Annotated in this window: 10 protein-coding genes; 2 read left to right on the top strand and 8 right to left on the bottom strand. The window is 65.9% G+C overall.

All coding sequences use genetic code 11. The features are described 5' to 3' along the window. Positions 1 to 59 precede the first annotated feature (59 nt). Together SH602x_RS07355 and SH602x_RS07350 are read right to left on the bottom strand one after the other, a co-directional pair. Complete coding sequence (locus tag SH602x_RS07355; protein WP_479476168.1) at positions 60 to 476, bottom strand: hypothetical protein; 417 nt, start codon at positions 474 to 476, stop codon at positions 60 to 62. A 356-nt stretch (positions 477 to 832) separates the two neighbouring features. Then, the gene (locus SH602x_RS07350) at positions 833 to 4,315 is read right to left on the bottom strand and encodes a helix-hairpin-helix domain-containing protein (RefSeq protein ID WP_479476167.1); all 3,483 of its coding nucleotides are present in this window, start codon (positions 4,313 to 4,315) and stop codon (positions 833 to 835) included. 299 nt (positions 4,316 to 4,614) lie between these two features. Between SH602x_RS07350 and SH602x_RS07345 the strand changes: the two genes are divergently transcribed. Both SH602x_RS07345 and SH602x_RS07340 read left to right on the top strand, forming a co-directional pair. Continuing rightward, positions 4,615 to 4,842 (top strand): hypothetical protein, encoded by a 228-nt coding sequence (locus tag SH602x_RS07345; protein ID WP_479476166.1) that lies wholly within the window; start codon positions 4,615 to 4,617, stop codon positions 4,840 to 4,842. Positions 4,843 to 5,021: 179 nt separating this feature from the next. Continuing rightward, the gene (locus SH602x_RS07340; protein WP_479476165.1) at positions 5,022 to 5,882 is read left to right on the top strand and encodes a glycosyltransferase; all 861 of its coding nucleotides are present in this window, start codon (positions 5,022 to 5,024) and stop codon (positions 5,880 to 5,882) included. Between the two features lie 116 nt (positions 5,883 to 5,998). On the opposite strand, the gene SH602x_RS07335 is transcribed toward SH602x_RS07340, so the two are convergent. From SH602x_RS07335 to SH602x_RS07310, 6 genes are all read right to left on the bottom strand, one after another. Beyond that, positions 5,999 to 7,318: an MFS transporter gene (locus SH602x_RS07335; protein WP_479476164.1), complete on the bottom strand. Its 1,320-nt coding sequence runs from the start codon at positions 7,316 to 7,318 to the stop codon at positions 5,999 to 6,001. Between the two features lie 6 nt (positions 7,319 to 7,324). Then, entirely contained in the window at positions 7,325 to 7,780 is a 456-nt protein-coding gene (locus SH602x_RS07330) for a hypothetical protein (protein WP_479476163.1), read from the bottom strand. A 4-nt stretch (positions 7,781 to 7,784) separates the two neighbouring features. Further along, a complete protein-coding gene (locus tag SH602x_RS07325) occupies positions 7,785 to 8,498 on the bottom strand; it encodes a DUF3299 domain-containing protein (RefSeq protein WP_479476162.1) in 714 nt (237 codons plus the stop codon). Positions 8,499 to 8,672: 174 nt separating this feature from the next. Then, a complete protein-coding gene (locus SH602x_RS07320; RefSeq protein ID WP_479476161.1) occupies positions 8,673 to 10,238 on the bottom strand; it encodes a hypothetical protein in 1,566 nt (521 codons plus the stop codon). 242 nt (positions 10,239 to 10,480) lie between these two features. Then, entirely contained in the window at positions 10,481 to 12,154 is a 1,674-nt protein-coding gene (locus SH602x_RS07315) for an ABC transporter permease (RefSeq protein WP_479476160.1), read from the bottom strand. 60 nt (positions 12,155 to 12,214) lie between these two features. Then, a complete protein-coding gene (locus SH602x_RS07310) occupies positions 12,215 to 12,901 on the bottom strand; it encodes an ABC transporter ATP-binding protein (RefSeq protein ID WP_479472350.1) in 687 nt (228 codons plus the stop codon). Between the last annotated feature and the right edge of the window lie 113 nt (positions 12,902 to 13,014).

Genomic DNA, 13,014 nt, shown 5'->3' with positions numbered 1-13,014 from the left:
GAAAAAAGCCCCGGCTGGTTCGGCCGGGGCTTCGGGATCGTCTCAGGTTCGACGTCGGATCACTTGCCGCTGCCCGGCAGCGTGCCCTCTTCGAACATCTGCTGGTAGGTCTTGTCGCCCCCTTCGGGCTTCATTTCCAGGACCTTCTTCAGCGCTTCCTTGAATTCCTCGTTGATCTTTTCCTTGACGGCCGGCTTCTCGGCGGCAGGGGCATCCTTGATGCGAGCGGCGGCTTCGCCCTCGATCAGGGCATCGAGCTGCTGGCCGAAGGCGTTGTTGACGTCCTTCTTTTCCTTCGGAACGTGGCAGGCGTTGCAGCCCCCCTCTTCCGTCTTCATCGGCTCGACGAGCTTCTCGTTCTTCTTGACGACCTCTTCGTCGAAGATCTTCTTGAAATCGGGCAGGGCGAACGCCGGGGCGGCGGTCAGCGCCAGCGCGACGGCGCCGCAGGCGAGCGTCCAGAACGTCTTCTTCATGCGACGAAAACTCCGAGAGCTGTAGGGATCGAATTCGAAAAGCCGCCGAGCGGCAACGCGGTAAGCCGCCGAGGGACGATGGGTGGGCGATCTTCGGCAGGAAGCGGTTCGTGCGCCGGTCCGGCGCCGGGAGGCGACCGATCCGGCGGCCCGATCGACCGCATTTAGCTCGCTCGAAGGGGAGCCGACGGGCGGACTTTTCCGACGCTCCGACGACTGATTCCGCTTCGACCGAACGGTATGAGTGTGGCTTACCCAGCCCCGACTGTCAATATTTACCGCAGAGTCGCCCGTCTGCCCAGTTTCGGCAGACGGATAGCGCCGCTTCAGGAGTACGGCGCTGACTTCACGACGGTTCAGGGCTTTTTCTTCTTGTCGTCTTTCTTTTGCTCGAAGAGCTGCTTCAGGTCCGAGAACGACCGGAGCGGCTGCTTCCCTTCGACCATGTCCTGGCTGATCGGCGGCGGGGCAGGGCGGGACGACGGTCGTTCGTGAACGCGGGCCGCGCCCTTCCGCTGCGGAGGTCCGCTGCCGTGGGAGGGAGGACGTCCCCCCCGCGCGGGTCGCGATCCGGAGGGCGTTCCCTGGCCGCCTCCCTGGCCTCCGCGCTGCGGAGCGACGGGGCGCGGACCGCCCCCCTGCCGGGCGGGGCCGCGAGCAGGTCGAGGACTCTCTTCGCGTCGCGGCGGAGCGTCGGCGAGCACGGGGGGCGGAATGAACAGCGAAGGGGGAATCGCGCTCAGCGAGAAGCGTCCGCCCCCTTCGTCTTTCTTCAGCATCCAGACCGGGAAGACGGCGCCGCCCGAGAGGACCTCGTGCGGGTTCTCGACGTACCCGGCGGAAAGCTTGCTGACGTGGACCAGGCCTCGCTGCTCGAAACCGACATCAGCGAAGACGCCGAAATCGGCGACGCGCTGCACCGTCGCGGTGAACATCGTCCCCGGAGGCGCCTTGGCGACGTCGCTCGATCCGCCGCGGAAGGCGAACGATTCCCGCACCCGCGGATCGCGGCCCGGCTCGATCAGCTCTTCGACGATGTCGTCCAGCGTCGCGTAGTCGACGCCCAGTCGCTCGGCCAGAGCCGGCAGATCGAGCTTCGCCAGCTTGCGAGCCATCTCCGCCCGATCCGGTCCCGCGACGGGCGCTTCTTCGGCGACCGGAGTCGCGACGACCGGTTCGACCGCATCGACGGGCGCGGCGGCGGCGGCTTCGACTGCCGCGACGACCTCCGTCGACGATTCGACGACGGGCGTTTCGACGTCCGTGATTTCCGAGGGGGTCGCGTCTGCAGGAGCATCCGCCGCCGCGGAAACCTCCGCCGTCGCAGGCGCATCGACCTCGGCAGGCGTCGCGGAAGAATCGCCTTCGCTCAGAAGCTCCTGGGCGAACGACCGCTTCTCCTGCTGCGGCGCCCGAACCGGCGGGGCCCACTGCTCCAGCGGAATCTCCGCTTCGGCCAGCAGCTGTCGCGCCAGTTCGTAATCCTTCGGATGGATCCGCGTCCGGTCGAAGGGCTGGTCGGACCCTTCGATCCGCAGGAAGCCGACCGCCTGCTTCCAGGCTTCCTCGGACAAGCCGGGGATCTGACGCAGCTCCTCACGCGACCGAAACGGCCCGGTCGATTCGCGACGCTCGGCGATCCGCCGGGCCAGAATCTGATCGAGTCCCGCGACCAGCCGCAGCGCCTGGGGCGACGCGCTGTTCAGTTCGAGCCCGACATGGTGAACGCAGCGCACCGGCTCTTCGTTCAACTCGCTACGAAGCGGGCTGGCAGCCAGATCGTCGAAGTGAAGGCCCACGGCGACCTGATCGGCGCCGACCTTGACCCACTCTTCGAGGGGTCGCTGCGCGCGGCGACCGAGCGCGACGACGCTGCGATAGTCGCGGTCGACCTGCGAAAGTTCGTCGCGTGCGATCGCTCCGCCGCCGTACTCGGCGATACCTGCCGGATGAACGAAGAGGGTCGAGAGATTGAGGCTCTTCCATTCGTGCCGCAGCAGGGACTGCACGGCCCGCTCGCACTCGCGCCAGGCGTGGCCCTTGCCGAGGACGACCGTGTCGAGGCGATGCTTCTCCAGCATCTCGCGCAGCTTCGTCTTGCTCTGCCGAACCTGATCCTCGCGACCGATCATGTGGACCAGCGTCGCTTCCAGCACGCGTCCCTTTTCATCGAGCGCGGCAGCCTTCCACCCGGCGCGGAAGCCAGGTTCGAGCGCCAGCACGCGAACGTTCGTCCTCGGCTTTTCGAGCAGGTACTCGCGGAGCGACGCGGTTTGAAAGGCGAGGGCATAGCGCTCGGCCCGTTCGCCCATCTCGCGGCGCAGTTCCTTCTCCGCCTCCGGCGCGGCGTAGCGTTCGACCGCGATGCGAAGCGCTTCGGCCAGGAGTCCCTCGTGCGGACCGCCGGAAGCCATGTACGCGGCCGAAGCTTCGCCGACGGCCCGTTCGCGATCGAATTCCAGATCGACCTGCAGAACGTTCGCGCGGTGGCCGCGGTTGAGCGCGAGCACGCGGAAGTCGCTGAGCCGGTCGAGCCGTTCGCGGAACTCGAAGAAGGGGCGGTACGATTCGATCGCCCGTTGACGGCGGAGGCGTCGCCCCTGCTTGCGGCGCTCCGCGAGCGTCGCCTGATTCTCCGCTTCGGTCGGCTTCTTCTTTCCCGCGCCAGGTGCAGGCGTCGAGCGAGCGGTTCCCTTCAGCAGCGCGGCGCGCGCTTCCTCGGCGTTCGGCTTGCCGGCGGACGGAGTGCGCGGCTCTTGCTCGCCGGCGCCGACCGGACCCGATTCGCTTCCCTGGGTATGGGAGACGTTCGGGTCGGAGATCGCTTCCGGCGGAACGAAGGCGTCATCCGCGCCGACGCTGGCAGCGACTCCGGTCATCGTCGTCGACTCGGGCAGCGTCTCCTGGCTCGGCGGATCGGAGTTCGCCCCGCGGATCGCGTCATCAGGCGCGGCGGCCGGCGAAGTCTCGTCAGCGGACGACGTCGCGTCAGCCGAAGGAACCGCGGCGGACGATTCGAGAGGAAGCACGATCGGCTTCGGCGCTTCTTCGTCGACTGCCGGCGTGATCGGCATGCCGCGATAGTCGGTCGCTTCGTCCGAAGCTTCGGCGGAGTCTACGTTCGAGTTCGCGGCGTCGGAGGGTTCCGACGTCTCTTCCGAAACGGAGCCGGCGGCATCTTGTTCGCTGCGAGCCTCGGCTCCGACGCGAGCGTCCGGGCGCTCCGGATGCAGGATCTCTTCGGCTTCGTCGAGCAGGCGAGAGTGCAGACCGCCGGTCCGACGCATGACCTGCAGGACCGCTCCGCGCACGCGACGGTCGGCCCCGATTCGCTGCGCCAGTACCTCGACGAGCAGCCGGCGGGCATCGTCGTCCGACTCGACGCCCAGTTCGCTCTTCACGGCAGCGAGCTGCGAGGCGAGTTCCGCCTGATCGATCGAGCCGTTCGCGACGGCGTCGGCGATCGGTTTCAGACGCTCGCCCTGCTGCCGGGAGAAGGGAGTATGCCGGCGGGACTTGAACGGCGCGACGACGCTTTCGAGCGACGCGTAATCGGGCGCCTCCTCGATCTGACGCCGCAGGTCGGCGCCTTCTTCGCCTTCGGTCGGAAGGCTCTTCAGGTGCTGCGCCTTGCGCTCGGCGAGGCGGTTCTCTTCCCGCCAGGCGCGCAGCAGCGCCGCGACCTGTTCGTCGTCGATGACGCCGACGCTCGCCTTCTCGTACCGTTGCACGTAGTAAGGCGACTTGCCCGACTTCAAGGCGTCGAGAAACGCAGCGACTTGTTCAGGAGCGAGACGAAGCGTGCGCGCAAGCGATTCGACGCCGGCAGGATCTGCCATGACGAACGGGTCCGATGGGCTGACGGCGGGGCAGGCGCCGCGCGAAGCGATCGAGCGGCCGACGGGCAGTCGGTCGCTACGGAGAGGGAACATCTTACCGGCGTTCAATTTCGGTCGCAATCGGGACGCCCAGGGTCCGTTCGCTCGCGCAGGCGAAATTCGATCGCTGAACAAATCACGAACTGCGAGCGAAAGGGCTCAAGGGAGAGGCGCCGGCGACCGATAGGGGCCTTCGCCGAAGAAGTCGTGCCGCGACCTCCGGCTCGTACTGTTCGATTCCCGCCGACAAGGAAGTCCGCGTGAGCGCCACGTTCGGAACCTCGCTTTCGTTCGAAGAACTCGTCGGCGAACTGCGCCTCGACGACCGCACCGTCTCGCTTCGCACGCTCCTGGCGGTTTTTCAGGAAGCCGAGCGCCGCGGTCTGGCCTGGGCGGAAGACTTCGGCGACGAGTCGGTCGAGGTCTCGCCCGACCTGTTCGACGTCGTGACGGCGTTTCGATGCTACGCCGCCGCCGCCAGAACCTGATAATGCGGCGCTGACTATCCAGCGCTGAAAACGGGGCGCCTAAAGCGGTCGAGCGAACTGCCCTACCCCTTCGGGGGAACGCTCGCGTACGATCCCGCCTGGATCGAACAGATCGAACTCGGCCGGCCTTCGATCCGACGGATCGATCGGCTGAGCGAAGGATCGCGCGGACGCCCCTCATGTCACGGACCTGGATCGTCGTCCCTTGCTATAACGAGGCGGATCGCCTCGCTGCGGCGGCGTTCGAGGCCGAACTCGACCGGCGACCCGACCTGACGTTTCTGTTCGTCAACGACGGCAGTCGCGACGCCACGGCCGCAATCTTGAACGGCATCGCACGGCGTCATGTCCGTGCCGAGGCCCTGCACCTCGAACGCAACGGCGGCAAGGCTGAAGCCGTGCGACAGGGGATGCGTCACGCCTGTGCGCGACCCGAGGTCGAATTCGTCGGCTTCTGGGACGCCGATCTGGCGACGCCGCTGGGCGAGATCGAAGAATTCGAGCGAACGCTCGATCGAAGAGCCGACGTCGAGGCCGTCTTCGGCGCCCGATTGCCTCTCAAGGGGCGCCAAATCCGCCGGCGCAAAATCCGGCAAATGCTCGGCGGCGTCTTTTCCTGCGCGGCGTCGCTCTGCCTGGGCGGACGTTTCGTCGACACGCAATGCGGGGCGAAGCTCTTCCGCGCGTCGGGCGAACTCTATCACGTCCTTGAAAGACCCTTCCTCGCCCGCTGGATCTTCGACGTGGAGATCGTCGCGCGGTGGCGCCAGTTGCGAACGTTCCTGGGCGAGTCGCCGATCGAGGAGCGAATCTTCGAACAGCCGCTCGACGCCTGGCACGAGGTCGCGGGGTCGAAGCTGAAATCGGGCGACTTCGGCAAAGCGGCGCTCGAACTCGCCAGCATCTGGCGTAAGCATGTCGGCCCCGGCGCCGAGCGCGCCGCCGGCGACTGGCTGCGAGCCTACTCGCCGCGGACGCTGATGGCTGAGCGAGATCTCGTCGACGCGCGCGAGCAGCCGCCGCTGCGGCGTGCGGCCTGACGGCGGATCAAGCAGGTCCTGAACGCCTCAACCAAGACTCTTCTGCTTCACTCCCTCGGGTGGCACTGGCTCCGCCAGTGTCGAAGCGTGAGAGAACCGTGCTGGCCGCACTTCTTTCACGTCGTAGCAGGTTTCTTATTCGCCAGCGACCCGGGAAGCAGAAACAGGCATCCCGCCGCGAGCAGACGCAGCGCGGTCGCGATCACGAAGAAGGCGTCGTACTGACTTCGGCCCGAGCTCGCGAAGCCGAGCCAATTCGCGACCGGAAGATGGTCGAAAGCCCATCCGCCCGCGACGGTGGCGACGCCGAACGAGACCGCAGCCAGACTGAACGACAGCCCGATCCAGGGTCCGGCGGATCCCTGCGGCGCGAAGCGGACGGTGAGGTCGGGAATCGCCACGTTGAGACCGGCGTAGGCGATCCACAGGATCCACGCCGCATGGAACGGCCAGGGGAACTCGGGCGTCGCGAAGAGAAAGAGCGCACCTCCGGCAGCGACGACGAACTGGCAGATCAGCATCCACTGGCGATGACGGCCCTCGTCGAAACGCCTGCCGAACCAGGTCGCGACCGCTCCCTGACCGGCGAACAGGATCCCCCGCAGGACGAGCATCGTCGTCAGCGACAGGCCCAGGATGCGGTAAGGAAACAGTCCCTGCGGCGCCTGCGCGAATCCGTTCGCCGCGGCGAGCAGAATGGCGAACGCGATCAGCTTCCAGAACTCGCTCGAACGAAACGCTGCCGCATACTGGGCGGCGGGAAACGGTTCGGGCGCGGTCCGTCGATCGCGAAGCCAGAACAGGGGAACGACCGAGGCGCAGAGAATCGCGCCGCCGATCGCGAGCAGCAGATGACGCCCCAGGAACGTCCGATCCTGAAGCACGCTCGCGAGCCATGACGAGTCGGCGGCGAAGCTCCAGTCGACCTGTGCCGCTTCGGCCAGTCCGACCCCGACGAACAGACCGATCCAGCGACCGATCGCCATGCGGCTTTCGCGTACGCCCCAGACGCGACCGCGAACGCGACCGGGAACTTCGTCGCGCATCCAGGACCACAGGGCCGCGGCGCCGACGTACTCCAGCAGGTGGTAGAGCGACCAGCCGGCGATCAGCGCGACGAGCGCGCCGAAATCTCCTTCGGCCGCGCCGAGTTCGACCGCGACGGGCAACGTCGTCAGGACGAGCGCGCTGACCAGCAGCGACGTGACGCAGATCGTCTTTCGCGAAGCGATCCGCCCCACGAACCATGGCTGAACGAGTTGCACCAAGCTCGTCAGCTTCGGCGCGGCGATGGCCAGCGCCAGCGCGAGCCCTGCTGCGCCGTAGTCCATCGCCAGGTAGTTGACGACCGTCCCGCTGGCGAGACCCGAGCCGAGCGCCCAGAGGGCTCCGTTCGCTGCGACCCCGCGACAGAAGAAGCGAAGGCCGCTCGCCACGGACGCTTACTTCGCCTTGTCGGCGTCGATGCGGAAGATGGCGAGATGCACCCCGTCAGGACCGAGGTACTCGTCGATCCGGAAGACGCCCTCGACGGTCATCGGTCGAATCGAGAACTTCGCCGTAGCGTCGCCTTGCATCCGGACGAGCGTGCAGTCGAACAGCGCCGCGCCGGGACCGTAGCAGCACTCCAGGTTGTCCCGCACGAAGATGAAGTTCTTGATTCCGTCTTCCTGGAACGACGGAAGCATGTAGCCCTGAATCGAGATCCGTTCGCCGTCGAGCGCTTCGATCTTCGGCGGGAGCATCGAACGCTCGAACTTGCCGCCTTTCTCCATATCGAACGCGAGATCGTCGAAGGAGACGACCTTCGGCTTGTCGGCCGCGAAGACCGCCGGCGCTGCCGCGAGCGAAAAGGCCAGCGACGCGGCGACGACGTACTTCGCGATCGACCGATCCATCGGCTTATTTCAACTCGGCGGTAGAGAGTTCGAACGCGACGCCGGGACCGATTTCGGTGATCCCCGGCACCGGTTCGATCACCGGATTGACGTGGAACGTCCCGGCGAGCTTGCGGAGGCGCATGTTGTACTTCGTCGATTCGCCCTCGGCCAATTCGACGGCGACCATGTCGGTCAGCTTCGGCTGACCGCCGAAGCAGCAGGTCCCCATGTCGGGGACGAGGACGAAGCGCTTCACCCGATCGTGACTGTCGACGCTGGGGTGGACGTAGCCCTTGATGAAGACCTTCTTCCCGTCCAGCGCGATCGCGGCGTCCGAAATCAGTTGCTTGGGGGCCGCATCCGAGGGGGGCTCGAACTCGTAGAAGGTGATCCGCTGGTACCCGTCCGGCACCTCGGTCGCGTAGACGTACGCGTGGTAGGACGTCCCGCCGACCAATACGAGCAGGCTCGCGACGGCGCCCACTGCGGCCAGGCCCGTGCCGCTCAGTTCGCCTTCGTAACGTCGAATGTTCACGAAGGCCATGATCGCGCAGAGCAGCCCGATCGCCGGGAAGATCAGCATCCCGGGAAGGATGAACGCGAACAGTCCGACCAGGCCCAGGCCGACGCTCGCCATCGCGGCGAGGCTCACCCGGCGGTACTGCTGCAGTTCGTCGATCGCTGCGTCGGACACGGAAGCGCTCGCGAGCGGTCGTTCGGCAGAGAGAGTCGACATGGGAGTTCAACCAGAACTGGAACGGCGAATCGATGAAAGCGGATTGCAATCGTATTGCAGAACGCTTCCTTATTCTACGCGTCTCGCCTCCAGATTCCAGATCCTGCGCGGTTCTTCTTCGCGAGTCGGCCCTTCAAGGGGCGACTCGCGCATCGTCGGCGACGATTCTGCGGATCAGCCGCGAAGGAGCGACCACTGCACGGCGCCGCAAACCGAAATCGCGAGAGCGAACGCGCCGAGCGCCATCCACCATCGAGGCGCCGGGGAAGCGGGGCCGTCGTCGCGAGACAGGTCCGAGGCGTTGAACGCCATGTCCGATCGGGGCGTCGCAGCCTTCGCCAAGGGGGCGTCGGAGGAGGTCGCGGCAGGGGCGGGAACGACGGTCGGAGAAACAGGCTCCGTCGCGGAGGCCTGGCTGACGGTGGAGACGAACTCCGCCGGCGCCTTCGCCAGAATCACCTCGCCGCCGACTCGGCTTCCAGAGCCCGGAAAGTAGCTGGCGTCGTCCGGCTGGACGTCTTCCTTCGGAGCCGCATCCGCCGCGGCGGGCGTTTCCGCCGCCGGTTCCGGAATGAAGTAGGTCGCGTTGGCGCGGCGAATGGCGTCCGGATCGATCTTTTCGAGTTCCTTCAGAACGTCTTTCGCGTCTGCGTCCGGACACGCCCGGAAGTAGGCGACGATCGGCATGCGGACCCAGACGTTCTTCGATTCGCTGTCGGCCTTGCGATAGACGTCGACCAGCTTCTCCTTGACCGACCAGTCCTTCCAACGCGCCAGATCCGGGATCACCAGATCGGCTAGCGGGGGACGATCGAGCATCTTGCGAAACGACACCAGGATCCGCTCCCGCGGAACGATGTCCGACTCGGTTCCATGGAACCGCAGCGCCATGATCGCCGAGTAGGTGTCGGCGTATTCGGACTTCTGGTTCTCGATGAACAGCTCGTCCACCAGGTCGCAGCCTTCGGGCCCGCGAAGCGTGAGCCAGCAGGCGATCGCCGCATCGAGCGCCGCGCGAAGCTTGCGATCCTCGGTAGTCATCAGACGCTTGAGCAGATCGAACTGCTTCTCGCCGCCGCAGACGCCGAGCAGCGTCAGATAGAGCCGCCGCCCCGAAGAGGTCACTTCGGGCGACTCGATCCAGCCGACGAGCTTCTCGGGTTCCAGCTTCTCCTTAATGCCGACGATGTCTTCGTAAGGCGCCCGGGCGAATTCTTCGTAAGCGTCCTGGGCGAGCATCGGGTCGGCGTGATTCAGGTACGGCAGGAAGAACGCGACCCGCTCGGGTCCCTTCTCCGCCGCATTGCCGACGGTCTTCAGGTAGCTCTCGCCGATCTCGGTGATCTTCACCGGGCTGGACCAGTTCCAGCGAACCGGCTCGACGCCCGTCAGCAGGTACTTGTCGCCGATCTTGCCGTCGCCGAAGAAGATGGCCTCGATCGGCTGCTTGGCGGCCTCTCTCTGGAAGTACTCTTCGCCCGTGAGGGGCGTCACCAGGGAGAACGTCGCCAGCGGCAGATCGCCGTTCGGATCCTGCGCGAGTTCCGGATCGGGCAACTTCTCCAGTCGCACGATCACGGCGGCGTCGACCGAGGCGAACTGCTCGGTCAGCGTCTGCGAAACGGCGGTGCAGAAGGGGCACGCCAGGGCAGGTCGACCGGCCAGCAGGCTCAGCCCGGCGATGCAGAGCATCGCGTAAAGTTTCGTCGCGAAAAGCTTCGTGCGAATGATCTTAAGCATGGATCGCCTGACGAACGACGCCTCGATGCGTCTTCGCGGGAAACGGCCAACGAACGGTCGCACTCCTGCGACAGCTTCTCGTTTTCCTTGAACGCGGAAAACGGACGCGGAGTTCGTGAAATCGCCGGAACTTGAGTCGAATCCACGACCTCCGGCGAATTCTTCGCAAGTTATACCATTGCCGGCAACGCCCGCCACCGCAATTTCCCGCGTTCTTGCGACGCGAGAACCCCCTAACCGCTTCAGGCGTTCAGGATTCGCGAGACGTCGACTCGATAGGCGGCGATCGCCGGGATAATCCCGGTCAGGATGGCCAGAATCAGCAGCCCCGGAATGAGCGCAAGTTCCGGATAAATGGAGAAATCGTCGTCTTCGGCGACCGAAACCTGCTCGATCAGAAAGGCGATCGCCGGGTTGGACTCTCCGGTGCCGGAGAGCAGGCCGTCGAGCGATTGCAGGCTCTCCTCGACGAATCCGAACGCCTTCACCGGCGGCGCCAGGTCGAAAAAGCCGATTTCGACCCCGACTCTTCGTTCGACGATCGGCGAGGCCGCCGCGTTGATCGCATGGCCGGCGACCCACCCGACCGCTCCGCCCGCGAGCGCGATGTAGGTCGTTTCGATCAGGATCAGCGCGAGGACCGTCACCCGCCGTGCGCCCAGCGCTCTCAGGATGGCGATATCCCGCTTCCGATCGTTCATCGAGTTATAGATGCTGACGATCACGCTCATGCCCGAGACCAGGCAGATCAGCAGCGACAGCCCCAGCAGGATCACACGAAACGGATTGACGAAGTTCTCCATCAGGAGCGTCACCTCCAGCAGCGGATAGACCGCCTGGGCGAAGGCGCCCTCATTGATCTGAACGCGCACGGCCTCGGGTCCGAACGGATCGGTGCGCAGCAGCACGGCCGTCGTTTCCCGCTGTTCGATCGGCAGAGGTCGCCCGACCGCCGGATCGTCGAGAACCTCGGCGGCGTCGTTCAACGGCACGAAGGTTTCGCCGAACTCGGGCAGCGCCTGGCTCTCTTCGTCGAACGCTGCGGGGGGCAGGATCGGCTTCGCGTGATTGTCCATCAGCAGGAAGCCTTCGGCGTTGACGAAGACCGCCCGGTCGACCGGCGTTCCCGTCAGATCGACGATGCCGACGACCGTGTAGAGCTCGTTGTGGCCGCGACCGTCCGGGTTGCCGTGCGCGAGCGCCAGCTTGTCCCCGAGCTTGATATTCTCTTCGCGCGCGACGATTCCCCCGACGACCGCTTCGTAGAAGCCATGTTCTTCGTCGCGATGAACGAAGTTTCTCCCCTGGGCGAACGGGAGGGGCTCGCCCTCGTACCGCTGCATCGTGTCGAAGAACTCAGGCGTCGTGCCGACCACGCGGTAGGTCTTGAAGTAGTCCCCCAGGAAGACCGGTACCGCGAGTTCGATATAGGGCTCCAGCCGGCTGGGCGTCCGCCAGGGACGAAAGGACTCTACCGTGTCGAACGCCGCGTCCCGCCCGACCGGCGCGAGCGCCGCAGCGACGCTGCCGCCCCCGCCCGCTCCGCCCAGCAGGGCGCTGGCCCCCAGCTTTTCGAGTTGAAACGCTTCGTACTCCAGCGAGTTCTTCCACTCCTCTTCGCGGACCCCTTTCGGCTTCATCTGGAGGTAATAGCGGTACGGGACGTTCTCGACCGGCTGGCTCAGATAGAAGACCGTGTTGAGCGTGAGCTGCAGTTTGTCTCCCTTGGCGCCGGCGATCATGTTGAAGCCGAGCGACTGCCCCCGCTTCATCGATTCGGTGAAGACGCCCTGAATGCAGAGCACCACCACGATCAACATTACGCCGAGCGCGATCGACAGCGACGTCAGGACGCTCGCCACCGTCCGGTCGCGGAGGTTCGTCCAGGCGATGTAGAAGTAGTACAGGATCGACATGAGGCTCCGCGTCCGGACGGTATCTACGTGCTGTCGTCGGTTCGCTTCTTACGTACAGGACTAAACCGCTGCCGCACGACGATCCGCGGCGACGAGGTTGATCTCGGGCAGTCGCACCGTGCGGGGAAACTGCTGGGCGACCTCCATCGCGTGCGTGACGATCAGGAGGGTGACGTTCTCGATCCGGCACTGTTCCCGGATCAGGTCGATGATCGCCTGCTGGTTGGCCGGGTCGACGTTCGCGGTCGGTTCGTCCGCCAGGAGGATCTTGGGCCGGTTCGCCAGGGCCCGCGCGACGGCGACGCGCTGCTGTTCGCCGACGGAGAGTTGCCGGGGCTTGTTCCCCGCACGGTGAGCCAGTCCGACGCGATCGAGCAGTTCCTTCGCACGGGCCGTCCCGTCGCCTCGGCCCGCGAAGATCATCCCCAGGCGGACGTTCTCCAACGCCGAGAAGGCCTGCATCAGGTGGAACGTCTGGAAGACGTACCCGACGTTGCGAGCCCGGAACCGATCGCGCCACGGCTCGCTGCGCGGGGCGATGTCGATGCCGTCGATGACGACCCGTCCCGAGTCAGGCTTCGTGATGCCGGCGATGCAATGCAGCAGCGTCGTCTTCCCGCAGCCGCTCGCGCCGATGAGGGCGACCTGCTCCCCCTTCTCCGCCTGAAACGACGGGACGTCGAGGATCGGCAGCGGCTCGCCCGTCGGATGGCGGTACGCCTTCTTCAGATTCTCCAGCGACAGCATCGCGGCCATTCCGGCCCTCTGTTCTTCGAACGGCAGACGTCGCTCGCGCGAACGAGCCCTTCTCGTAGGGCGGGTCATTGACCCACCTTCCCCTGGAAGACTTCGCCAAGGTG

The organism is Lignipirellula cremea (assembly GCF_056501455.1).
This window is presented reverse-complemented; position numbering and strand designations above follow the sequence as displayed.

Excerpts from the sequence above, each read along its gene's own strand:
- SH602x_RS07355 (WP_479476168.1), bottom strand. The coding sequence starts at position 476 with ATGAAGAAGACGTTCTGGACGCTCGCCTGCGGCGCCGTCGCGCTGGCG.
- SH602x_RS07350 (WP_479476167.1), bottom strand. The coding sequence starts at position 4,315 with ATGGCAGATCCTGCCGGCGTCGAATCGCTTGCGCGCACGCTTCGTCTC.
- SH602x_RS07340 (WP_479476165.1), top strand. The coding sequence starts at position 5,022 with ATGTCACGGACCTGGATCGTCGTCCCTTGCTATAACGAGGCGGATCGC.
- SH602x_RS07330 (WP_479476163.1), bottom strand. The coding sequence starts at position 7,780 with ATGGATCGGTCGATCGCGAAGTACGTCGTCGCCGCGTCGCTGGCCTTT.
- SH602x_RS07325 (WP_479476162.1), bottom strand. The coding sequence starts at position 8,498 with ATGTCGACTCTCTCTGCCGAACGACCGCTCGCGAGCGCTTCCGTGTCC.
- SH602x_RS07320 (WP_479476161.1), bottom strand. The coding sequence starts at position 10,238 with ATGCTTAAGATCATTCGCACGAAGCTTTTCGCGACGAAACTTTACGCG.
- SH602x_RS07315 (WP_479476160.1), bottom strand. The coding sequence starts at position 12,154 with ATGTCGATCCTGTACTACTTCTACATCGCCTGGACGAACCTCCGCGAC.
- SH602x_RS07310 (WP_479472350.1), bottom strand. The coding sequence starts at position 12,901 with ATGCTGTCGCTGGAGAATCTGAAGAAGGCGTACCGCCATCCGACGGGC.